The sequence below is a fragment of the Acidisoma sp. 7E03 genome (assembly GCF_054665075.1).
The window spans coordinates 1-22,578 of sequence record NZ_BAAFHE010000024.1; the positions used below are offsets into that span (position 1 = coordinate 1).

Below are 22,578 nucleotides of genomic sequence, written 5' to 3' on the forward strand. Positions count from 1 at the left end.
TTGAAGAGCTCAAAAACCTCCTCGAAATGCGCCGTGAAAACCCCGGCCTATTCGAGTAGCCATCTTCGCCTGCGGCCCACGCCGAATGGCTACAAAGCTTCCGACGTCGGGGCGCTCTCGCTCGGAAAGCACGGCCTGTCGCCTCAAAGCTCGCGGAACCAGACCACGGCGTTTGATTGACGCTGCCAGCGTCAATCAACAGCGACAATCACGCGCGACAAACAAACCTCTTGCCAACGTCAATCTGCAGCGACAATCATCCCACCCAAGCGGTTCGCAGCATCCACCTTGATCGCCGCTCTCCTCCATCCAGATCGTCGCGCTACACGAGCGCAACAAATTTCAAAAAGGGGCAGCCTGAGAGATCTCTTCACACTCCCGATCTGCCCCCTTTCTGCTATCACTGAGCATCTTTTCTGGAGGGCGGTCCATCAATAGACACAAGCTCGTCCTTGCCAGAAAGAATATCAGCGCGGACAAATTTGAACTTCGATCGGCGTGTCGTTCTGTCGGCGACATTGCGGACGGTTACCATCACGTTTCTGCCGATCTTAGTGAGTGACCTGCCTCTAATCTCTTCCAATACCATCTGCGCTTCATTCTCAATCTGCGAGACTATAGCTAATAATCTGGCGTCGGTAGAGTCCTCTCTCGCAGAAGGCACAACTGTCAGGATGCGGCTCGCAAATAGCGCAGCCTGGGAACGATCGCCCCCCTGCCAATACAACGACATACCGCGATGCCAAATCAGGGCTGCAAGAAGTGGAGATCGCTCCAGCAGATGAGTATCCTGTGCTGCGAATCTTTCAAACACCCGCTCCGCAAGTCTCGGCGGCGATCCTAATTTGGCCTGCGAAATATACTCAAATACGAAGAGAATGTTCGCAACAGAGAAGGCGTCTTCTCCGGTTTGTAGAAGCCACTTGTCGAAGAATGCCTCGATACATGCTAACCTCTCTTCGCCGCTGTTATAAATTGCACGCTGGCGTAGCACCTCCAAAGACGTAAAATCATTTAGTTCTTCTAGCCAACCATTTTCAACAATGGCATTCAGTATCACTACAAAAGGTGCCTTGTCCTCCGGGAGGCCAGCCAAAAAAAGCTCATGTAGAAGATATGCCTTTCCTCGAATGTTCGGCAGAGCTGACAACGCATAGTCCAAGAGCCTGAGGAAAATGTCCCGGCCGGTCGAGCTGTAAACGCAAGCCAACGCAAGCGCAAATACTCTACGATTGAAAGATAGCCCCGTGTCATCATCGTCCGTTGGAGTTAAGCGCTCATCCACAATCAGATTGGCAGCCGCTCGACCGTAGTGAGCTCGCTCTTCTGCATCCTTAGTGAGGTATGTATGATAAAGAATAATCATAGGCCGAAATGCGAGAGGCGCCACATCCTGAGCATTTTGCAACGCACGTCGAGCGGCGTCGACGTCTGGAACGCGCCGCAATGCTTGAGCCAAATTGAAGTAGGCTGTTGAGAGAAGCTCGGAGCTACCGGAAGTGCTGTCCGAACCTTCCAACTTTTGAACAACCTCCCGGGCGACAGACAAGGCCTCCAAAGCATTTTCAGGAGACCCAGAAAAAAGCAGAGCAGAGGCGAGCGCCATCTCTGATCGAAGCTTGGCAAGGGGAGCTTCGGTATCTCTGGCTGTCCGTAGGATCGGAATGGCTTCCTCGAAGCGACGAAGACTGAGGAACGCGGCGCCTTCATAAAAGCTTAGATCGTATTTCAAAGTATCCAAGGTGGGATCAGTCTTAACCTTGTTCAAAACCTCAATAGATCGCCGGAAGTCGCCAGATTGGTACAGAGAAACGGCAAAATTGAATTGCTGAATCGGAGTAAGCTCGATATCAAGCCGCAATGCCTCATCGAAAAGTTTGACGGCATGGGAAAAACGCCTAGCGGACGCGCTGTCCAAAGCTGCATCTAGAAGGCTTCTACGACCGGCAGCTATCTGCGCCAACCAACTGTCGGAAAGCGCGGCATCAATTATGCGATTCTTAATTGCAAGTTCGTCCGCCACCACGGAATTGGTTATGCCACCGAGATACAGCCGATTTCGGATGCGCTCATCGAGCGTGCCTCCTTTGCCAAATCGAATGGATACAATCGCATCGCGAACTTGCGGGTCCGAGCCTACTAGCGACCGTATGTGGTCCACTGGGGCGCGGTCGAAGCTGGTTAGATAAAGCTGGCTAACAATCTCCCTAACAGCGTCTGCTTCCACTTTAAGCCCGCTCTCAATTTGGTCCTCTAACGCGGCGCAGATATCCCACGTCATTCTCGGATTGCCGGCAGCCCAGTGAAAGACTGCATCTTCCGCCTCTTTTGAAAGAATCAAACCCGCTTTCTTAACAAAATTTGACAGTTCCGTCCGATTGAAATCGCCGAGATAGATTTTTTCGCCGATATTGAACGGTGAAATGTTCTTATCTTTAATGAGCTCAGTTGGCTCAACAACCCCCGACAAAACGTATGTAAGCTTGTCATAGATCGGGTAGTTTATACGCGAAAAATACATGCTCCGCACTTGGGCGAGTACGACATCTGAGTAAGGGACACCGAGAAGAGAATCGATCTCATCGAAAACGATCACCAGCTTGCTGCGCCTCGATGCGGTCAGTATCCGTCTAAGATGCCGGTCATATTCAATGTTCGCCTCCGCGGCTCGTGTAGAGCGCTCCGCAACTATCGTCTCAGCGACGTCTCGCAGTGCGTCGGACTCGGTCTCGAGCAGCATATCTATTACGTGCCGAAAAAAACTTCGGGCCGTTTCATAACGATTGGAAAGGTCAAGATAAACTACAAGCTCACCCTTACTCTCCCGCGTCAACTTCATATTGATAAGCAGGTTGGTCTTGCCCATCTGGCGTGCCACAAGAATATATGGAGGGCGGCCCATATCGTTTATAGCATCGTCAAGTTGGCGATCGGCGGCCCTTTCAACGTAAAGCGTCCTTGGTATAATCGTTGTCGGACGGAGCATCTTAGGCATTGTGAAAGTTCTCGGACTTTGTCTGGGCAAGTAATACTTCGAGCGGAAGCTCGGACGCGGTGCCATTCCGCCAGCGCCTAAAAAGTGACTTTACAAATCTGGGCGACCCACCGGCCTCTGCAACGACGCGCATTTTGTCGTCGGCGGATAGATTTATGTGTAAAGCTCGCATTACTACCTCCATGAGACGTAGAATATCTCTATTGCTCCATAAATCTACTGGAACAAATTGCAACGTTTCACGCAATTTGGCCATGGGCGGCGTTATAAGGGAGCTTGGATCTCTTATTGACGAAAATCCGAATACAACTCGACGATTGATATGGAGCGTCGTCCCCAAAACCAACATAAGGTTGTGGATTAAATCGAGGAATTCGAGATAATCCGTATCCTTGGTGATAGGGATCTCTTCGATCAGGATGACGAGCGGCTCATGGCCCTTGCTCGATCTTATGCTAGCCCTCACGAGGGATATGGCATCAGAGCTGTTGGTAGGGACATGAGGGGCATCAAATGCACAATGGTCGGCTAACTCGACGGAAATGGCTTTTAGCAATGAAGCAGGAGACCGGTCTTCATAGCTCGCCAAAAGTAGATGGATCAGTTGGGCTCCGCTCAGTATGGCTCCTCTTCGAACTGCGGAGGTCTTCCCCATTCCGCTAGTACCAGTGAGCCAGAGGTTAGAATGTGATATAATGGAAGTGACATTGCGATCTATACTTCGCTCAATATAAAAAGGTTCATCCTCAACGCGATAAATGTCAAATAGAGGATCCCCCGGTAACGTGGATATATGCGGCGCGGCAAGCTTTTGATCGCGGGTTCCTGATATGAAATGTTTCATAACTGTATATCGTATGTCTTGCAACGAGTCGGCTTGAATGATGCTGCTATGATCGCCCATTGCGATAATGCTCACATTTGCCGGCGCAGCCTGCCCCCTCGCGCTTTGAGGCGAAACTATATTATCTATTGCTCCGATAACGTAGCGCACGTCGAGAGCGTTTTCGGCTTCCAGGTGGCTCCAGTCGTCGTTAATTTGTTCGATCAAGTCGGAGTGGAAGCCTAGCTGTCGTAAATGATAATGACGCCAAGAAAATATACTTCCAACATCAGCTATAGAGGCTCCGTGGTTCGGAACCGCATAGAGTATCAGCCGTTTGGCAAGTGGTCGCTTTCTTTGCCGCAGTTGGTCCAAGATGTAGCGTCGTGCAATCAATCCACCAAGGCTGTGAGCCACAATGGTCAGATCTGGGCATCCGCCATGACGGTCCTCAAGCTCAGTCGCTAGTGCTCCAGCCAGTTCCTGAATCCGGGCCATTTTTCTTCCGAAGGGGAGGAGCCGGAACAAACCCGTCCGGTAACGAAAGACGTCGAGAGAGAACGCGTTGAAATAGGGATCCGTGCGACAGAGAGCTATAAGTTTGGTCCAACTCGCCTCCGCCGTGGACCCTAGCCCATGTACGAACACAATCGCCTTGGCATCCGGGTTAGTTTCTACGCCAAAGACTTTAGACGCGGTTTGCGGGAGCGAGCTTTGGAATAGCTTACTCACAGACGTTTCCGAACATTGTCCAAGGTCCCCGAGAAGTTCCGATTTAGCAGCAGCGCCCAAACTCAAAGCGCCGAAAACGCCGTATTCTGCTGGAAATCCCAGGCTTCGCAAGCACCTATAGCGCCGGAAGGTATGTTTGTGCGCAAGCAGAGCATGTATCGGGCGAAGATAGGCGGAGCGTGAAATGTTGGGTAGTCGAGGGAGAAGCCGCCGGTTCAGCCGAGGGACTGATATGCACAGAGAGCATGCCGACAGCTTGATTCGGGAGCCACCTGCCTGTGACTTGGGACATCCTTAGCTGGGGGAGATATGACGGCTGGGTAAACGATTGCTTTGGACGTTGACAGCCTGAAAGGCTATGCCCTTAGCAGGTCGGACAGTTGATGGTACAAGCGCGTTAGATCTTTCGTGGGCGGCTAAATATCACTCGATTTCAATGGATACGGTTGCAAGTTTAGAGCAAGCGGTCGATTCTCCACGCCTCGGGAAACCTGCACGGGGGACATGACAATGAGCGATGTGTTGTCAGCGATTAGAAACGTCCGCTTCGCAGTTTTGGATCTTGACGAGCCGGAGGTGAAGTCTGGCCCAAAACTGCGAAAGCCTCGGCTTCCGGGGAAGGGGCAGGGCTGGGAGGTCGCCTGTAGGGGGAGTCCGGTCCGCGGCCGGGCTTCCGGCCGGTCGGCACATAGCCTCCCTTCTCGCTGCTCGTTTTGACCTTGGGCGCCGGCAGCCGCTTGTCCTGCAGCGCTCTCGCCATTGCCAGGGCCTCCGTCAGCCGCTTGTTCTCCACCACGGAGGCATGGATCTCGCGCTGATCTTTCTCGAAGACGCGGTAGGGCAATGAGAGGCCCTGCCAGCGCAACTCGACCCGGCCATCACCAAAATCAAAACCTCAACGTATTTCCCAGCCAGTCCTTCAGTCAGGGCGCTGCGCTCCAGGATCAGCAACGTGCGATGCCAGGAGAGATGAAGCTGGTGACCAACATGCCGCATCTCCCGGCGGCACAGAATGTCGTTCAGCCGAGACAGGGTGATCTTGAGGGGCCGATGCAAATCACCAGGCCGGGCAAGGGGCCGTGCGAACCGCCCATTGAAGCGCTCCATGAAACCCGGCAGATACGCATTGGCAGCCGCGATCGTCGTGATCCGCTCGAGTTGCAGCTCCTTGACCAGGCGGTCCTGCAGCGTGCGGTTCGCCCGTTCGACCCGGCCTTTGGCTTGGGATGAGTTGGCACAGAGGATCTCGAGGTTCAGCTCTGCCAAGGCGCGGCCAAACTGCGTCATGCCTTGACCGCCAACCGCATCCGGTTTGGCGATCCGGAACACCGTGTGCTTGTCCGAATAGAAGGCAACAGGGCAGCCGTGCCGGGTCAGATATCCTTCAAGCGCCCCGAAATAGCTCTGCGTGCTCTCGAACTGTAGCTGCATCAGACGTCCCGTCGCATCGTCGATGAAAACCAGCAGCGTGCAGGCGGGATGATCCGGCCCGAACCAGCGATGCTCCGATCCGTCGATCTGCACCAGCTCGCCGAAATGCTCCCGCCGTGGCCGCAGCTGATGAAAGCGCCGTCGCTGCGCCCGGGTCAGCCACAGACCGGCTTCCCGCATCCAATTGCGGAGCGTCTCGCGCGGCACATGGAGCCCATGACGCGCCTCGAGCGCCTCCGATGCCAATGTCGGGCCGTAGCCAGGTAATGAGCCTGTAGCAGCGCCAGAACCTGCTCACGCTCGGCTGCCGCGCGACGTCGGTTCGACGGGCGCCCACGCGCACCATGCACCAGTCCGGACGCGCCAGATTGGGCATACCGCTCAACAAGCCGTCGAACATGCTGTGCCGTCAGCCCCAGCAGTGCGGCTCCGGAGGCCACCGTCCGATCGCCAGACCGGATCTCAGCCAGAACGCCAACACGATGCAGCTCGCGTTCGTTCATCAGCACCAAACCCATGCCAACCCCCTGATGGAACCGGACCGATCTCAAGGGGGAAGAAGGACATTTCTATCCGGCTCAATGCGGACAATTCTATCGGGCGTGTGAGTTCCAGGCGAAGTGCGACAGCGGCTCGTATCTAGGGCGCGTCCGGCGCATTTGTCACGAATGCCTCGAAGACTTCAGCCGGTGTCTTGAAATCGAGGCATTTGCGGGGTGTCGTGTTCATGCGGTGGGCAAGGGCCGCGAGATCTTCCGCTGTTCTCCGGGCCAGGTCGGTATCCAAGGGCAGGAACCGCCGGAGCCGCCCGTTGGTATTCTCGACCGTGCCCTTCTGCCAGGGCGCTTGTGGCGCGCAGAAATAGCTTTTCATGCCCATTTGCTGACCGAGCGTCATGTAAGATGCGAATTCGCTCCCGCGATCGAACGTCACGGACTGCCGCAGGGCAGGCGGGAAGGGTGCAAGACCATGGGCGATACCATTCATGACACCCGCTGAGTGCCGGCTGGGATTGCTGGCCAGGACCAGATAGCGACTCGCGCGTTCGACCAGGGTGGTTAGTTTGTGCTTGCCGAATTCAAGGCGAAAGCCGACCAAGTCGCATTCCCAGTGGCCGCAATTTAGCCGTGCGGCGATCTCGGCAGGGCGGTATTTGATCGTGTTTTCCTCAGGGATATTCAATTGTCTTGGCTTTCTCGCATAGCGGACCCGGCGGCGGCGGCGACGAGAGGGAAGAAGGCGATACAAGGCATCGGCGCGCCCCGCTGGCCCGTAGACGTATTGATAAATCGTCTCGTGACAGACTCTCCCCAAAGAGCTGTTTTCCTGGCGCAGTCGTCCCGCGATCTGCTCTGGTGACCAGGCATCCCGCAAACGCGCGACGATGCTGGCCGTCAGCCTGTCGTCTCGTTGTAGCTTGCCGAGGCGATGCCGGCGCCCCGCAGCCAAATCATGAGCGACGGTCGGATAATAGCCGCTGATTTTGGGCGTCTCGATGTCCTTGTGCCAATTGCGCCGCAACTCTCGATAGATCGTCGATGGGTGGAAACCTAATCTCGACGCAATGGCCGAGATCCCGAGCTTGGCTTCTCTGAGCCGAAATACGATCCGGCGGTCATCCAGCGTGAGGTGGCTATAAACGGTTCCCATCGGGGCGGGCCTCCCAAGTACGAAGTGACTGATAAGCCACAAATTTCGCACTTCAGAATGGAATCCACCCCGCTTACACACAAACATCGCAGAAGTTGCATTATGTTAAAAATGATGCGCGTCGTTGCGCTCTTCGACGCGCGCCTAGGTGTCGATGTGCAATTCCTGCCGCAGCCAGTCGTGAAATAAGCGAAAGGGCCGTTGTCTCAACTGGCTGCGCGGAAACGCTAAGAAGTGGCCGACATAGGTAATGTCTTGGAATTTCCCTTGAAGCGGGCAAACGAGACGACCGGTTCGCAGTTCCCGCTCCGCGAGAAGCGTTGACTCAAGGGTCACGCCCAGACCGTCTGCCGCCGCACTGATCGCGATGAAGCTACGGTCGAAGCGAGAACCGCGCGGCACGGGTGCCACCATGCCATTTGTCTCGAACCAGTCCCGCCATCGCACCTTCTTATTCTCGCTGTCGATCAGGCGGTGCGAGAGGAGATCCGATGGTGTCGCGATGGATGCCGCCATCTGGGGTGAGCAAAGCGGCGTGATGCGCTCCTCAGAGAGCGGCATGATGTCTACCCCCTCATGCCCTGGCGTGCCGTAAAACTCTGCGGGCGGTCGGCCGTAGAGAATGTCCGCGTCGAACTCCCCGGTAATGAAGCGGGAATAGTCGATGCCGGCAGCAATGCGCACCTCGAGGCCTTCTCGTTGGGCCAGAAGCTGCGGCAGCCGGGGTACGAGCCATTGCGCCGCGAAGCTCGGCGCACAGTGGAGGCGCAGCACGGGCCTGTCCGAATCGCGGGCAGCGACGCCTTCCAAACCCATCCGCAGTTCATCGAAGCCACGCTCCACATAGCCGATGAGTGTTTCGCCGGCAGGCGTGAGTTCGACCCGGCGGCCGACGCGCGCAAAGAGGCTCGCACCGAGCAGCTTCTCCAAGCCACGAACGGCGTGGCTGACGGCGCTCGGCGTCAAGCCGAGGGCGGTTGCGGCTGCCCGGAAGGAGCCAGTACGCGCGGCGGCTTCAAAGGCCCGAAGCGACTGTAGGGGAAGGGTCTTGGACGACATCGGTGAACTCAGTTCATCATTTGGTGCAAATTTGGCGCTTGTGATGGTGCGATAGTCAAGCTCAATTCGTCAGCAAGAAGAATGTGACGGAGGAAAAGGCGAATGCTACTCGCTGGAAAAGTTGCGGTCATATCAGGCGGCGCCAGCCCGCGCGGCATCGGCTTGGCAACGGCGCGCAAGATGGCCGAGCAAGGCGCGCGCATCGCCATCCTGGATCTCGACCAGACGGCATCCGAGGCGGCGGCCAACAGCCTGGGCCATGGTCATCACGGCTTCGCCTGTGATGTGACGAGCCGGGAAAGCTGTGAGGCCGCCGCCCGCGCCGTGATTGCCGCCTTCGGGCATGTCGATATCCTCGTCAACAATGCGGGCATTACGCAGCCTTTAAAGTTCATGGATATCGAGCCCCGGAATTATGATGCTGTGCTCGACGTCAATCTTCGGGGTGTTCTCTACCTGAGTCAGACCTTCATTCCGCATATGCGCGAGCGGGGCCAGGGCTCCATCATGTGTACGTCTTCGGTTTCGGCTCAGCGTGGCGGCGGCATCTTCGGCGGGCCGCATTATTCCGCGTCCAAGGCCGGTGTTCTCGGCCTCGCCAAGGCGATGGCGCGCGAATTCGGCGGAGACGGAATCCGGGTCAATTGCGTCACCCCCGGCCTGATCCAAACCGATATCACTGGTGGCAAGCTGACGGATGAGATGCGGGCCGATATCCTCAAGGGAATCCCGCTCAACCGGCTGGGCCTTGCCGACGACGTCGCCGGTGCCTTTCTTTTTCTCGCCTCCGATCTCTCCAGCTACATCACGGGCGCGACGATCGACGTGAACGGCGGGATGTTGATCCATGGCTGAGCGGGCGGGTCTGGTGCGGAATGCGACGGATCTCGCAGCGCTCGCGCGCGACATCCGCCGCACTGCGCTTCGCATGGGCGAGGTGCAGGGCCAGGGTTACATTGCCCAGGCTCTCGGCATCGCCGATGTGCTTGCCGTCTCCTACTTCCATGCGCTCAACTACCGTGCCGAAGATCCGCATTGGGAAAGCCGGGACCGCTTTTTGCTTTCCATCGGCCATTATGCCATCGCTCTCTATGCCGCGCTGATCGAAGCCGGCATCCTGCCGCGCGATGAGCTGGAAACCTATGGCTCGGATGACAGCCGTCTGCCGATGTCCGGCATGGCCTCTTATACGCCGGGAATGGAGATCACGGGCGGCTCGCTCGGCCACGGGCTCGGTATCGCCGTCGGAATGTGCCTCGGGCTGAAGCGCAAGAGTGCGCAGAGCTTCGTCTACAATCTGATGTCGGATGGCGAGCTGGATGAAGGCTCCACCTGGGAGGCAGCGATGTCTGCCGCTCACTGGCGGCTCGACAATCTCATCCTACTGGTGGATGTGAACGGCCAGCAGGCCGATGGCCCCTCAACCGCCACGCTCAACTTCGAGCCGCTCGTGCCTAAGTTTGAGGCTTTTGGCTGGCATGTGCAGCGCGTCAACGGCAACGACATCCCGGCGTTGCGCACGGCCTTCGACGTAGCGCGCGCCCATGCCGCGGCGCAGCCCCGCGTCATCATCTGCGACACCCGGATGGCCAAAGGCGTGCCCTTTCTCGAAGCGCGTGAACGCAATCACTTCCTGCGCGTCGAACCCGATGAATGGGCACGCGCCCTTGTCGCTATCGAGGAGTCCGGGGCATGAGCCAGCCGGTTCGTCTCAAGACCTCCGCGATGATCGCCTCGCTCGCCGCCGAAGGACAGAAAACTCGACCCGCCCCTTTTGGCCATGCGATGGCGGCTCTTGCCCGTAGTCGCACCGATATTGTCGGGCTCACGGCCGATCTGGGCAAATACACGGATCTGCACGTCTTCGCGAAGGAACACCCCGACCGTTACTACCAGATGGGCATGGCCGAGCAGCTGCTGATGTCGGCCGCGGCGGGTTTGGCGCGAGAGGGTTTCACGCCATTCGCGACGACCTATGCCGTCTTTGCCGCCCGCCGCGCCTATGATTTCATCTGTATGGCGATCGCCGAAGACAATCTTGATGTCAAAATCGTCTGCGCGCTGCCGGGCCTGACGACCGGCTACGGGCCGAGTCATCAAGCCACCGATGACCTCGCGATCTTTCGCGCGATGCCCAATCTGACGATTATCGATCCATGTGACGCTTGTGACATTGAGCAGGCGGTTCCGGCTATCGCGGCCCATCAGGGCCCCGTCTACATGCGCCTCCTTCGGGGGCAGGTGCCGGTGATACTTGATGAATATGACTATCGTTTTGAAATCGGACGGGCGGCACTGCTGCGCGACGGGACGGACGTATTGATAATCGCGTCCGGGTTCATGACGATGCGGGCGCTTGAGACAGCCAAGCTTCTCGAACGGGACCGAATTTCAGCAGCCGTACTCCATGTGCCGACAATCAAACCGCTCGATGAGGTTGCCATCCTCCGGGAGATCGGGCGCTCTGGCAGGCTTGTTGTGCTCGCCGAGAACCATTCCGTCATCGGCGGCTTGGGTGAAGCCGTGGCGAGCCTCCTGATGCAGCGCGGTGTACATCCTGCCTGGTGCCACATCGGCTTGCCTGACGCCTTTCTCGATGCGGGCGCCTTGCCGACGCTGCATGATCGCTACGGCATCTCGGCCGCCGCCATGACAAACCGGATAAAGGCCAGACTGAGCGACTGACCGAGCAGATGGCCAGAAGTGCCGGCAAGGCACCGGCATGGGAGGTAAGGACAGGATGCAGAACATAGGCCAGCGGGTGTCGCGGTGAGGCGCATCGCCTTCATCGGGCTTGGCGCCATGGGCCGGCGCATGGTTGCACGCCTGGTTGAAGGCGGCTTCATCGTGAGCGGCTATGACCTGCACCCCGCAGCGCAGGATGCGGCCGCGGCTCTGGGCGCGCAGCCAGCCCGATCGCCGGCGGATGCGGCCCGCGATGCCGATGCGGTCATGCTCATGGTGGTCAATGCAGGCCAGGCGGAGCAGGTCCTCTTCGAGGAAGGCGTGGTGCAGGCCTTGCCGGAGGGCAACCCCATTCTGCTGATGGCAACCTGCTCGGCGGCGACCGTTTCGACCATCGCCGCCCGCGTGACGGGGATGGGCCGTCGTTTCATCGATGCGCCCGTCTCCGGCGGCACGGCGGGTGCCGAGACGGGGAGGCTGACGATCATGGCGGCGGCGCCACGGAGCGATCTGGATATGGTTCGCCCGGTGCTGAACGTTCTGGCCCATAAGCTCGTGCATGTGGGAGAACGGCCGGGTCAGGCAGCTACCCTGAAGACCATCAACCAGTTGCTCTGCGGTGTTCATATCGCGGCGGCGGCAGAGGCCTTCTCCCTCGCCAAGAGCTGCGGCCTTGACCTGTCGGTAGTGCTCGATGTCCTCGGGGAATCCGCCGCCTCAAGTTGGATGCTGAAGGATCGCGGACCGCGCATGCTGGAGAGCGAACCCGCCGTTTCCAGCGCCATAGACATCTTCGTCAAGGATCTCGGTCTGGTGATGGACACGGCGCGGCATGCGAAAGCGGCGACACCCCTCGCCGCTCTGGCTTTACAGCTCTTCCTCGCAGCGTCAGGCCGAGGCTTGGGAGCAGCCGACGACAGCCAGGTCTTGAGGAGCTATGCCGCACTGAACGGCGCGTGACCGTCGCAGAAGAAAAGAAGCCGGAGGACGAACCATGAACCAGAAGAGCAATGCAGTGGAGGGCACGACGCGTCGCCGCTTCATCAAAGCGGGCGTGACCCTGCCGATGGTTGCCGCGCTCACGCGGCCCGCTCGGGCTGCAGAATTCTCCTATAAGCTCGCGACCGGGCAAGCCCCAACGCATCCGGTCAACATCCGGGCGCAGCAGGCGATCGACCAGATTCGAGAAGCCACTCACGGCAAGCTGGACATCAAGCTCTTTCCGGCAAACCAACTGGGCTCTGACACCGATCTATTAAGTCAGGTGCGCATCGGAGGGGTGCAGTTCTTCAATCTTGCCACATCTATCCTGGCGACACTCGTGCCGGCGTCCGGCCTAGGCAATGTGGGTTTCGCCTTCGCCGACTACCCCGCTGTCTGGAAAGCCATGGACGGTGCGCTGGGCGACTATATTCGCGCCGGAATTGTGAAGGCCGGACTTATCCCCGTTTCCAACATCTGGGATAATGGGTTTCGCCAAATCACCTCGTCCACACGGAAGATCGTCACGCCTGAGGATCTGCACGACTTCAAGATTCGCGTGCCGCCGGCGCCCATCCTCACCTCGCTGTTTCAGTCTCTCGGCGCTGCCGCGACACCGATCAACTTCAACGAGCTTTATTCTGCGTTGCAGACCAAGCTTGTCGAGGGCCAAGAGAATCCACTTCCCATCATCGCGACGACCAAGCTCTACGAGGTTCAAACCTATCTGAGCATGACCAGCCATGTGTGGGACGGCTACCAAATTCTCGGCAATCGGCGCGCTTGGCACGCTTTGCCTGAAGAGATGCAGGATATCGTTGCCAAGTCTTTCGCGCAGGCGGGAGTGGCGGAGCGGGCGGATGTCGCAAAGCTCAGCCAGACATTGCAGCAACAGCTTGCCGCCAAGGGACTGAATATCGTCCCTGTGGACCGCGCAGAATTCCGGGCGGCACTCCAAAAGACCAATTTCTATACGATGTGGAAGGGCAAATTCGGCGCCCAGGGCTGGTCTCTTCTCGAAGACAGTGTCGGGAAGCTGACATGAGCGGCAGGACTGCGGTACGGCTTCCCACGCTAGCGCGCCCCCGGACCCTCATCCGGGGGATAGAGGCTGCGGATTGCATTCTGAGAACGGTCATCGAGACGGCGGCGGCCCTTCTCGTTCTCGCCGAGGTGGTCCTTCTGCTTGTCGGCATCTGTGCGCGCTTTGTGCTGCACGCGCCACTGATCTGGGGCGATGAACTGGCCTCTACCGTTTTCCTCTGGCTTGCCATGTTCGGCGCCGTCATCGCGCTGCGGCGCGGCGTGCATATGCGGCTCACAACGGTCGTCACCCGGCTGCCGGAGCCTTGGCAGGGCCGGTTCGAAGCTCTTGCCGTCTGTGCGGCCGCTCTCTTGATGATCCTTCTGGTATCCCCGTCGATCGACTATATGCAGGATCAAAGCTTCATCCAAACACCGGCTCTCGGCTGGCCCGGCAGTGTCCGCGCAGCCGCTCTGCCGGTCGGCGCCAGCCTGATGGTGTTGGTCGCCCTCTGCCGCGTGGCGCGCCGTGGGTTTGGGGAGCTTGCCGTTTCCTGTTTGTCCCTGGGCGCGATGGCAGTGCTGCTGTGTCTTTTGTCGGCACCTCTCACCGCAATCGGCAACTGGAACCTCATCGTCTTCTTCATGATCATCGTCGGCCTTGGTGTGCTTGCCGGCGTGCCGATCGCCTTCGTCTTCGGGCTGGCAACCGTCGCCTACCTGGAGACCACGAGCGCGACGCCGGTCTCCATCGTCGTCGGCCGCCTCGATGAAGGCATGAGCACCCTGATCTTGCTCGCCGTCCCGCTCTTCGTCTTGCTCGGCCAACTGGTGGAGATGACCGGCATGGCGCGGGCGATGGTCCTGTTCCTGTCCTCGCTCGTCGGCCATCTCCGTGGCGGATTGTCCTATGTTCTCCTGGGCGCGATGTTGCTCGTATCGGGTATCTCGGGTGCAAAGACGGCCGATATGGCGGCCGTCGCTCCCGTGCTGTTTCCCGAGATGCGCAAGCGTGGGATGGATGATGGAGAGATGGTCTCTCTCCTCGCGGCGTCGGGTGCCATGGCGGAAACCATTCCGCCCTCTCTCGTGCTCATTGCCATCGCCTCCGTCACCAGCCTCTCTGTCTCGGCGCTGTTCACGGCGGGGCTGCTCCCTGGGATCGTCTTGGCCGTTTGCCTGGCCATCCTTGCCCGGCGACGCGCGGGCCTTGGGGCGGATGCGGCCATACCGGTGCCGCGCGCGCCGCTGCCGCAGGTGCTTCGTCTCTTCCTGTATGGCTTGCCGGCGCTCGTGCTGCCCGTCATCATCCGCTACGCCGTGATGCGCGGGATCGCGACGGCCACCGAAGTGTCGACTATCGGCGTTGCTTATGCGGTTGTCGTGGGCACGCTGATCTATCGGCAATTCGATTGGCGGCGCCTTTATCCCATCTTGGTCGATACGGCGGCGCTTTCCGGCGCGATTCTCTTCATCATTGGCATGGCGAGTGGCATGGCCTGGGCCCTGACCCAGTCGGGCTTCTCTCAGTCTCTGGCTGCGGCAATGGCCGCCATGCCCGGTGGACGATGGGGTTTCCTCGGCATTTCAGTGATCGCCTTCATCGTGCTCGGCAGCGTGCTGGAAGGCATTCCGGCCATGGTCCTTTTCGGACCGCTACTCTTCCCCATTGCCAGTGCTGCCGGCGTGAACGAAGTGCATTATGCGATCGTAATTATCCTCAGCATGGGTGTCGGGCTTTTCGCTCCACCCTTCGGACTTGGCTTCTACACCGCCTGCACCATCGGACAGGTAGAACCTGACAGAGCCCTGCGGCGCATCTGGCCCTATCTCGCGGTGCTCGTTGTGGGCCTCGCCCTGATCGCCGCAGTGCCCTGGTTCTCCACTGGCTTCCTGCCGTGAGGTTGCCGATATGACACAAGAAGTAAAAGGACCACCATCCACGGAGTGGACCTTTCTTCTTAATGCCACGCGCATCATGAAGAACTTCGGTCCCACGACGGTTCTGCGGGGCATGGATTTCCAAGTGGCTCCGGGTGAGGTGCATGCCTTTCTCGGCGGCAACGGGGCCGGCAAGTCGACGCTCCTCAAGATCGTCGCCGGCATCCTGGAACGGGATGGTGGATCTCTCAGCTACCGGGGACTCTCGGTGGACGAGGCCGCCGGGGCACATGCGCGGGATAGGGGCTTGGCTGTCGTCCATCAGGAACTTGCGGTCATTCCACATCTTTCGATTGCCGAGAACATCGAATTGCCGCATCGCAAGCGGGGCGCAAGTCTTTTCAATCGGCAGACGGCACGCCGCGCGGCGGCGGAGGCACTGGCGCTCATCGATGCGGACTTTGCCGCCAGGTCCATGGACCGTCTCGTTGGCACCCTTTCTCTGCACGAAAGGCAGATGATCGAGATTGCCCGCGCGCTGAAATCAGGCGCAGACCTCCTGCTGCTGGATGAACCCACCACCAATCTCACCGCTGGCGAGGCGGAGCGTCTCTTCTCCGTGCTGCGGCGCCTCGCCCAGCAAAACCGAATCGCCGTGGTCTTCGTCTCCCACCGCATGAAGGAGATTCGGCAGGTCGCCGACGTTTGCACGATCATCAGAGACGGTGTGGCGGCAGTAAGCCGAACCCCCATCGCCCAGCTTGGCGATGCGGAGATCATCGAGATGATGGGCCAGCAGGCCGCAGCCCCTGCTGAGACAAGCGCCCACACCGCCGTGGCATCAACCGCCGAGAGTGCTACCCTCCGCCCGTCGCCCGGTAAGAGTCTGCGCATCGAGGGGCTCGGTCTCGCGGTCGACATCGCCCCCGGTGAAATCCTCGGCCTTGCCGGGGCACCAGGTGGCCCGCAAGCTCTGGTCAATCAGCTTATCGGCAATGCGCCGATGCGTGGCGTCGATATTGTCCACGGCGGACAGTCACAACGTATCCGTTCGCCACGCGACGCCGTGCGCCAGGGGATCGGCTTCGTCTCGGGGGACCGCAGCAATCGCGGCATTCTTGCCGCTCTCCCCATTCTCGACAATCTCGTGGTTTCGCGCCGCATTGCCGAAGGGCGCAGCCTGGTCCGTCAGGATGAAATCCTGGAGGCGGCCGCACTGCTCAATGCTCTCAAGATCAAGGCCGGCTCGCTTCACGATCTCCCATCCTCGCTGAGTGGTGGCACGCAGCAGAAGCTTATCCTCGCGCGCTGGCTCAATCTCCGGCCCAAGCTCCTCGTGCTCGAGGAACCCACACGCGGCGTCGACATCGGCACCAAGCGAGATATCTACGTCCTCATCCGGGCCATGGCACAGAGCGGCACCACGATCATTTGGTGGTCATCCGAGCAAACTGAGCTGATTGAGCTATGTCATAAGGTTCTAGCCTTCGCGCCCGATGGCCGTGCGAGCGCACTGCTCGGCCACCCTCATCTGAGCGAGGACACCCTCGCCGCCGCGACAGGATTAGCCGCATGAGCGAGACAGGAGTGCAGAGAATGGCCTCACCCAAGCCAATGGTGCCGGTTGCCGTACACGCCCGCGGCGAGCACTCCGCCTGGCGCCGAATTGCCGCGAGTTATCGCACGGAAATCGCGATCGCTGCCGCCATCGTGCTGCTCGAGCTGGTTCTCGGCTTCTTCATTCCCAACGCGCTGACGATGGGCAATTTTGCCGATATCGCACAGGCGACGGCACCCCTCATCATCATGGCGATCGGCGTGTTGCTGGTGGTGATCACCGGGGGCATCGATCTCTCGGTAGGGTCTGTCTTCTCCCTCGTCGGCATGATCACCGGCCTCGTCATGGCGAACGGATACAGCTCCGTCATCGCCACAATATGCGGTCTTCTTGTGGGGGCCGTCTTCGGCGCCATCAACGGCTTCCTGGTGACGGTGGCGGGGCTCGCCCCCTTCGTCGTGACGCTGATTACCTATGCCGTCGCCGCCAGCCTCGCCTTCATCGTCACCAATGGCCACTCACTGCCCATCAACGATCCCGGCTATTGGTTGCTCAATGGCGGCTTTATCATTCCCCGCCTGCCGAACTTCGTCCTCTTCTGCATCGTGCTTCTGGTGGTGGTGGAGTTCGGCCTGCGCCGGATGGTCTTCGGTCGCTGGGTTTACGCGGTTGGCAGCAGCCCGGGGGCGGCGCGCCTTCTGGGCATTCCAGTCGGTCTGGTGCGCTTCTCGGTCTATGTGATCTCTGGCCTGCTTGCGGCCTTCGCGAGCGTGCTCACCGTCTCCTATATCAGCAATGCGGAGGGCACGGCTGGTGCCGCGATGATGCTGCAGGCGATCGCCGCCGTTGTGATCGGTGGGGCCAGCCTCTTTGGCGGAACAGGATCGGCGATCGGCGCCTTCCTCGGCGCGCTCATGATCACCGTGATCCAGAATGGCGTGAACCTGATCGGCATCAACACCTTCTGGCAAGGCTCGGTCACGGGTCTCGTCATTCTCGTCGCCGTGCTCATCGATCGTGTCGGCAAGGCAAGACGGTAAATACGACGGCTTCCGTCGTCCATCATTTGTAACAACAAAAACCAAAGGAGGAACTTATCCATGACAAAACACCGCCGGCTGTGGCTCAAACTCGGTGCCGCAGCGCTTCTCGCGAACTTGGTCTGCACGCTTAGCCCGGGGAAGGTACAGGCCGAAGAACCGATGACCGTGGTCTATATCGCCCCGTCGCTCAACATCTCCTACTGGCAATGGGTGGCCTATGGCGTGAAGACCCAGGCAGCCAAGCTGGGTATGAAGTATGTTGAGTTCACGTCAGAAAATTCACCCGGTACCCAGATGAACAACATTCGCACAGCCCTCACCCGCGGGGTCAGCGCCGTTGTCATCGGCCCGGTCAGTTCCAGCAGCACGCCGCCCGTGCTTCGCCTGCTGAAGCAGCGCAAGGTGCCTGTGGCCTTCACGGGCATCGGCCCGGAGCCAGGCCAGACCGACTATACCTCCTCGGTGACCGCCAATAACTACGAGACCGGAAAAGCCGAGGGGAGTTTCGTCTGTAAGCTCGCGAAGGAACGCGGCGGCAACAAGGTCGGCATGCTGTCTCTTCCGCTCGACCGCGAGAATGCCCAGAAATATCTGAAGGGTGCGAAAGAGTCCTTCGCCGCTGATGGCTGCGATCTCGTCCAGATCCTCCAGACGCACGGGCTCACCGTGAACGAGGCGGTGCAGCAGGCAAATGATCTCCTGACCGCCCATCCGGACGTCAAGGCGATCTACGGCATGTATGATGAAGCGGCGACCGGGGCCGCTAAAGCGTTGCAGACCCGCGGCCTCATCGGCAAGGTCGGCGTTGCCACCGCCGATGGCAGCCCCACCACTATCAAGCTGCTGCGCGATGGCGCCATCCAGGGCCTCTTCCTGCAGGAAGCCGTGGGTCAGGGGATTGATGCAACGCAGCAGGTCTACAACGCCCTCACCGGTGCGCCAGTGACGAAGGATCTGCCGCTTGCGGAGCCTCTGGTGACGAGCGCGACGATCGACAGTCCTGAGGCGCAGGCCACCATCAAGCGCGTTTATCCGCCCTCGGCCGGCGCCTTCTGAGCCTGCCGCGGCATGCAGGAGCCATGTCCCGTCCATGATGGCGAAGCCGCCCTGATCCTCAGGGCGGTCTTGGCACCGCACTACATGACGCTGCGGCGCCTACTCGCGCAGATGGCGGGCTTGCTATTGCTCGCAGACTCGCGGCGTTCGGAAACGCAGGATGGCATCGCCGTCAGCCTGGCCAGTCTCGGCCAAGACCTTACGACAGTTGAGGAAGTGCTGGCGGAAATCCGGTCCAACACCCCCGGCATGGTGTTCAGTCAGCACGCCATGGAACGCGCCGCCCGATCCATCCGGGCGGCGATGACCATCATGACGCAGGCAACCTTGCTCGATGCCCTTCGCCACAGGCCCGATGCGCGCGACGCCCGCGCACAGGCTGTGCGACGGCTACAGGAAGCGCGGACCATCCTCGGCGCTCTCGCTGATGAAAGGAACGGCTTCGTCATGGTCGGCCTTTCTCATGCCTGTTGCTGTGGCGGGCATGGGTTGCAGGCGAATTCCATCACCTGAAGACCAAGGGAGGATCAACCCGTGTCGCTCTACTCGATCTGGGTTCTCGAATATGCTTTCGTCCGCAACTACAATGTAAGCGGCGTGCTCTATGGTGCGCATAACCAGGGCTACCTCAAGCTGCCCTATGCCTATGTCGTCATCAAAGGCCAGGGCCGGGTGATGATGGTGGACGTGGGCTACAACCAAAAGGAATACGGCAAGGTTCTGGCCGATCGGTTCGGTGTGGAAGCCTGGCATTCCCCGCGAGAAGTGTTGGGACAGATCGGCATCACCCCCGAAGAAGTGGACACGATCTTCGTGACCCATGCCCATTTCGACCACATGGGCAATCTCGGCGATTTTCCCAATGCGCATGTCTATATTCAGGAGCGCGAACTCACCCGCGCCATTTGGGCGCTCTCGCAGCCCGCGCGTCTGAGTTTCGTTTCCATTGCCACTGACCCGGCGGATGTGTTGGCCTGCACCGCCCTGGCGCAACAGGGCCGGCTCACGCTCGTCGACGGCGACCGTGAGGATGTTCTTCACGGTATCGACCTGCGCGCGGCCCCGGATACGCACACCTTCGGCTCGCAATATGTCGTGGTTCGCAATGACGGTCGGACGCAGTCCGCCGATCCATGGGTTCTCGCGGGTGATCTCATCTATGTCTATGAGAATATCGAGGGTAACGGCTCGGTGATCGGTGTCGAGCAGATGTATGTGCCGGTGGGTGTCGCCGTTGGCAGCCAGACAAACCTCGTTTTGGCAACTGAAAACATCATGATGGCCGCCAACCAGGAACTGCAGCGGGTGATCCCGGTTCACGAGCGGCGTCTTGTGGATCGCTTTCCGTCCCATGAACGTGAAAGCGGTCTGCGCCTATCCGAAATCTGCCTGGCTGACGGCGAGCCTTCACGTATCGGTTAGGCGCGCGCGGATATAGGTGAGGCTCCGCATGATTGCCTCGTCTATCTGTGGCAAGGGCAGCGGTTGTGGCGCCCGCACCGGCTGCGCAGCCGCGTCTCTGCCGAGCCTCAAGGGAAGTTCCAGAGAGACCGGCAGGTCTGGCATGGTGGCAATGGTGGACAAGATGGACGGATTGTCGATCTCCCCCTCCCCGATCGGGGTAAACCGCCATCCGGCCTCCGATCGGATCACATCCTTGATGTGATAGTGAATGCAGGCGGGCAGGGCCCGCAGCGTATCGAATGTTGTATCAATCGTAGGCCGATGGGACGCGAGATTGGCCGCATCGAAGTTGAGCCCGAGAGCGGGCAAGCTCAATCGCCGGAGCAGATCGATCCCATCCTCCGCCCCGTTGAAGAGATTCTCCTCACCATTGCCCGGGTTTTCGAGGCCAATAGTGAGACCTATGGCTTCGCCATAATGCGCCAATGCCTCGATGTTGCGGAGGAACTGCCCCTCCCGCGTCGCGAGGCTTGCATTCGTGTTGATGATCCGGGCGCCGAGGCTACGCGCAAACTCCATGCGCGGTTTGAAAAGATCCACAGCTTCGGGAAGACCCAAGTCGATATGCGCTGACATCGCATGACATGACAGACCGCGCTCCGCCAGTTTCTGCCGCCATGCGGCGGCCTGCGCCGTCGTGAAAGCCCTCTGATCGAAGGGTTCCGTATACCCCACGATGAAAGCGGGTTCGATCCACCGCACACCCATCCCTGCAAGATGATCGAGCGCCTGCTCGAGAGGTATCCCATCATACGCAGCAAGAGAGACAGAAAGAATTCGGAGCATATTCTGCTGGTATTCTTATTGCCTAGGAGTTGTCAATCGACCTTGTTTGCCAAGGCATTCTTCGACCCCCGCTTCTTATGAACCAGAATTATGAAGAATATCGAAATATTAGTTCAAAGGGGTGGTTCGGTTCTTGTGGTTCTCTTATCTTATATGAACGTTGATGATGGCCTTCCGCTCAAGGTGCGCGCGCTCAATCGAGCGTGGGCCTGATGCGGTAAACGCGCATGGCGGTCCCTATAAGCACGGCCTCTCGCTCTGTCTCAGACAGCGGCGCCACGAAGGCACCGATTGTATCGAAGATGGCAGTCGGGCGCGCGAAAAGGCTGTCCACGGGAAGATTTGTCCCGACCATGCACCGGTCGGCCCCGAAAGCGGAAAGGGCTGTCTCCAGCAGCGGCAGAACCGAGGTGCGGTGCCAGCCGGGCGCGCCGAGACCGAAGCCGGATAGCTTCACACAAAGGTTCGGTGCGGCCGCCAGTCGGCGTAACGCCGCGCGCCAGGTCTGCAAGGCCTCGGGCTTGCGGTCGATCGGCATGCCGAGATGATTGAGAACGATGGGCGTATCAGGAAAGGTTTTGGCCAGGGTGATGGCTTGCTCCATCTGCGGCCAGTAGAGCTGCAAGTCGAAACTCAAGCCATGACGGCGGAGCAATCGGAAACCCTCGCGCCAGCGTGGTTCTTCCATGAGACCGGGGGAGGTGGCAACACGCAAGGCTGGCGTCTCGTGCCAATTGAGAACTTGGCGAATTCCACGCACAAGAGGGCTTGCTGTGAGATGCGCCTCTAGGATCGCTTCGATGTTCGGTGCCGCAAGATCGGCATAAGCGACGATCGCACCCAGCCGGGGCGCGTTGCCAGCGAGACTTTGTAGCCAGCGGGTTTCACCCACCGGATCACGCCTGTTCCAGCCATTCTCGATATGCACCGTCGCGAGGATGTCGGTGCCAGTCGTGTCGAGGGCGTAGTCATCCGGCAGGTAGCTCCGCCGGATCGGCTCAAGATCCCCTTCGAGGGGTGGCGGTCGACTTCTGTCCATCAGCCACGGATAGTCAAAGCGCGCCAGGTCCTGAAAGTGATGGTGCGCATCGACAAGGGAGAGCTTCATCGGCGCGGGCGCGCCAGGCGATCAATGTAGACCGCGAAGATTACGACAGTGCCGGACGCCACATATTGCCAAAAGGAGGCGACGTTCATCAAGGTGAGGCCATTCTGTAGGCCGCCAAGTGAACCGCACCGGGTTTCCCGGAGGCCATTTGGTTTAAGTTACGCGGCTAAGGACATGGCCTCAAGGCTGGCATAGTAGCGTGCTTCGGTCTCGGCGGGCGGGATATTTCCGATGGGCTCCAGGATGCGGCGGTGATTGAACCAGTCCACCCATTCCAGGGTCGCGAATTCGACGGCATCGGCG

Annotated in this window: 19 protein-coding genes and 2 pseudogenes; 12 read left to right on the forward strand and 9 right to left on the reverse strand. The window is 59.4% G+C overall.

Annotated elements, in window-relative coordinates; all coding sequences use genetic code 11:
• The coding region (locus tag ACYQ6W_RS21545) for a hypothetical protein (protein ID WP_459678221.1) at positions 1 to 180 on the forward strand (180 nt) is incomplete at its 5' end.
• Between the two features lie 220 nt (positions 181 to 400).
• Here the strand turns inward: ACYQ6W_RS21545 and ACYQ6W_RS21550 are convergent.
• The 6 genes and pseudogenes from ACYQ6W_RS21550 to ACYQ6W_RS21575 all read right to left on the reverse strand — a co-directional run bounded on the left by ACYQ6W_RS21550 (position 401) and on the right by ACYQ6W_RS21575 (position 8,690).
• Entirely contained in the window at positions 401 to 3,061 is a 2,661-nt protein-coding gene (locus ACYQ6W_RS21550) for an AAA-like domain-containing protein (protein ID WP_459678222.1), read from the reverse strand.
• Positions 2,988 to 4,550, reverse strand: coding sequence for an esterase/lipase family protein (locus ACYQ6W_RS21555; protein WP_459678223.1), 1,563 nt, complete (start codon positions 4,548 to 4,550; stop codon positions 2,988 to 2,990). The genes ACYQ6W_RS21550 and ACYQ6W_RS21555 overlap by 74 nt, the downstream gene beginning before the upstream one ends.
• Before the next feature lie 774 nt (positions 4,551 to 5,324).
• A pseudogene (locus ACYQ6W_RS21560) lies at positions 5,325 to 6,230 on the reverse strand (ISNCY family transposase); the annotation flags it as partial.
• Positions 6,137 to 6,499 carry a helix-turn-helix domain-containing protein gene (locus tag ACYQ6W_RS21565; RefSeq protein ID WP_459678226.1) on the reverse strand — a complete coding sequence of 121 codons (363 nt, stop codon included), beginning with the start codon at positions 6,497 to 6,499 and terminating at the stop codon, positions 6,137 to 6,139. The pseudogene ACYQ6W_RS21560 and the gene ACYQ6W_RS21565, both read right to left, overlap by 94 nt.
• A 121-nt stretch (positions 6,500 to 6,620) precedes the next feature.
• On the reverse strand, positions 6,621 to 7,631 hold the full coding sequence (locus ACYQ6W_RS21570) for an IS30 family transposase (RefSeq protein WP_459678228.1): 1,011 nt from the start codon (positions 7,629 to 7,631) through the stop codon (positions 6,621 to 6,623).
• A 144-nt stretch (positions 7,632 to 7,775) separates the two neighbouring features.
• Positions 7,776 to 8,690: a LysR substrate-binding domain-containing protein gene (locus ACYQ6W_RS21575; protein WP_459678229.1), complete on the reverse strand. Its 915-nt coding sequence runs from the start codon at positions 8,688 to 8,690 to the stop codon at positions 7,776 to 7,778.
• A gap of 102 nt (positions 8,691 to 8,792) precedes the next feature.
• Here ACYQ6W_RS21575 and ACYQ6W_RS21580 point away from each other — a divergent pair, with 102 nt between their 5' ends.
• The 11 genes from ACYQ6W_RS21580 to ACYQ6W_RS21630 all read left to right on the forward strand — a co-directional run bounded on the left by ACYQ6W_RS21580 (position 8,793) and on the right by ACYQ6W_RS21630 (position 20,339).
• The gene (locus ACYQ6W_RS21580) at positions 8,793 to 9,545 is read left to right on the forward strand and encodes an SDR family NAD(P)-dependent oxidoreductase (RefSeq protein WP_459678232.1); all 753 of its coding nucleotides are present in this window, start codon (positions 8,793 to 8,795) and stop codon (positions 9,543 to 9,545) included.
• Positions 9,538 to 10,386, forward strand: a complete 849-nt coding sequence (locus tag ACYQ6W_RS21585) for a transketolase (RefSeq protein ID WP_459678233.1) — start codon at positions 9,538 to 9,540, stop codon at positions 10,384 to 10,386. Before ACYQ6W_RS21580 ends, ACYQ6W_RS21585 begins: the two co-directional genes overlap by 8 nt.
• Entirely contained in the window at positions 10,383 to 11,375 is a 993-nt protein-coding gene (locus ACYQ6W_RS21590) for a transketolase family protein (protein ID WP_459678236.1), read from the forward strand. The genes ACYQ6W_RS21585 and ACYQ6W_RS21590 overlap by 4 nt, the downstream gene beginning before the upstream one ends.
• An 84-nt stretch (positions 11,376 to 11,459) precedes the next feature.
• On the forward strand, positions 11,460 to 12,335 hold the full coding sequence (locus ACYQ6W_RS21595) for an NAD(P)-dependent oxidoreductase (RefSeq protein ID WP_459678238.1): 876 nt from the start codon (positions 11,460 to 11,462) through the stop codon (positions 12,333 to 12,335).
• Positions 12,336 to 12,369: 34 nt separating this feature from the next.
• On the forward strand, positions 12,370 to 13,401 hold the full coding sequence (locus ACYQ6W_RS21600; protein WP_459678240.1) for a TRAP transporter substrate-binding protein: 1,032 nt from the start codon (positions 12,370 to 12,372) through the stop codon (positions 13,399 to 13,401).
• Positions 13,398 to 15,281, forward strand: coding sequence for a TRAP transporter large permease (locus ACYQ6W_RS21605; protein ID WP_459678242.1), 1,884 nt, complete (start codon positions 13,398 to 13,400; stop codon positions 15,279 to 15,281). Before ACYQ6W_RS21600 ends, ACYQ6W_RS21605 begins: the two co-directional genes overlap by 4 nt.
• 76 nt (positions 15,282 to 15,357) lie before the next feature.
• Positions 15,358 to 16,836, forward strand: a complete 1,479-nt coding sequence (locus ACYQ6W_RS21610; RefSeq protein ID WP_459678243.1) for an ATP-binding cassette domain-containing protein — start codon at positions 15,358 to 15,360, stop codon at positions 16,834 to 16,836.
• The gene (locus ACYQ6W_RS21615) at positions 16,833 to 17,858 is read left to right on the forward strand and encodes an ABC transporter permease (RefSeq protein WP_459678245.1); all 1,026 of its coding nucleotides are present in this window, start codon (positions 16,833 to 16,835) and stop codon (positions 17,856 to 17,858) included. The genes ACYQ6W_RS21610 and ACYQ6W_RS21615 overlap by 4 nt, the downstream gene beginning before the upstream one ends.
• Before the next feature lie 60 nt (positions 17,859 to 17,918).
• Entirely contained in the window at positions 17,919 to 18,917 is a 999-nt protein-coding gene (locus tag ACYQ6W_RS21620) for a substrate-binding domain-containing protein (RefSeq protein ID WP_459678247.1), read from the forward strand.
• A gap of 84 nt (positions 18,918 to 19,001) precedes the next feature.
• Complete coding sequence (locus tag ACYQ6W_RS21625; protein WP_459678248.1) at positions 19,002 to 19,430, forward strand: hypothetical protein; 429 nt, start codon at positions 19,002 to 19,004, stop codon at positions 19,428 to 19,430.
• 21 nt (positions 19,431 to 19,451) lie between these two features.
• Entirely contained in the window at positions 19,452 to 20,339 is an 888-nt protein-coding gene (locus tag ACYQ6W_RS21630; protein WP_459678249.1) for an N-acyl homoserine lactonase family protein, read from the forward strand.
• On the opposite strand, the gene ACYQ6W_RS21635 is transcribed toward ACYQ6W_RS21630, so the two are convergent.
• From ACYQ6W_RS21635 to ACYQ6W_RS21645, 3 genes and pseudogenes are all read right to left on the reverse strand, one after another.
• Positions 20,325 to 21,167, reverse strand: coding sequence for a sugar phosphate isomerase/epimerase family protein (locus tag ACYQ6W_RS21635; protein WP_459678250.1), 843 nt, complete (start codon positions 21,165 to 21,167; stop codon positions 20,325 to 20,327). The two genes, ACYQ6W_RS21630 and ACYQ6W_RS21635, sit on opposite strands and share 15 nt — an antisense overlap.
• 193 nt (positions 21,168 to 21,360) lie before the next feature.
• Positions 21,361 to 22,275 carry an amidohydrolase family protein gene (locus tag ACYQ6W_RS21640; RefSeq protein WP_459678253.1) on the reverse strand — a complete coding sequence of 305 codons (915 nt, stop codon included), beginning with the start codon at positions 22,273 to 22,275 and terminating at the stop codon, positions 21,361 to 21,363.
• Positions 22,276 to 22,433: 158 nt separating this feature from the next.
• Positions 22,434 to 22,578: pseudogene (locus tag ACYQ6W_RS21645) on the reverse strand (IS3 family transposase); the annotation flags it as partial.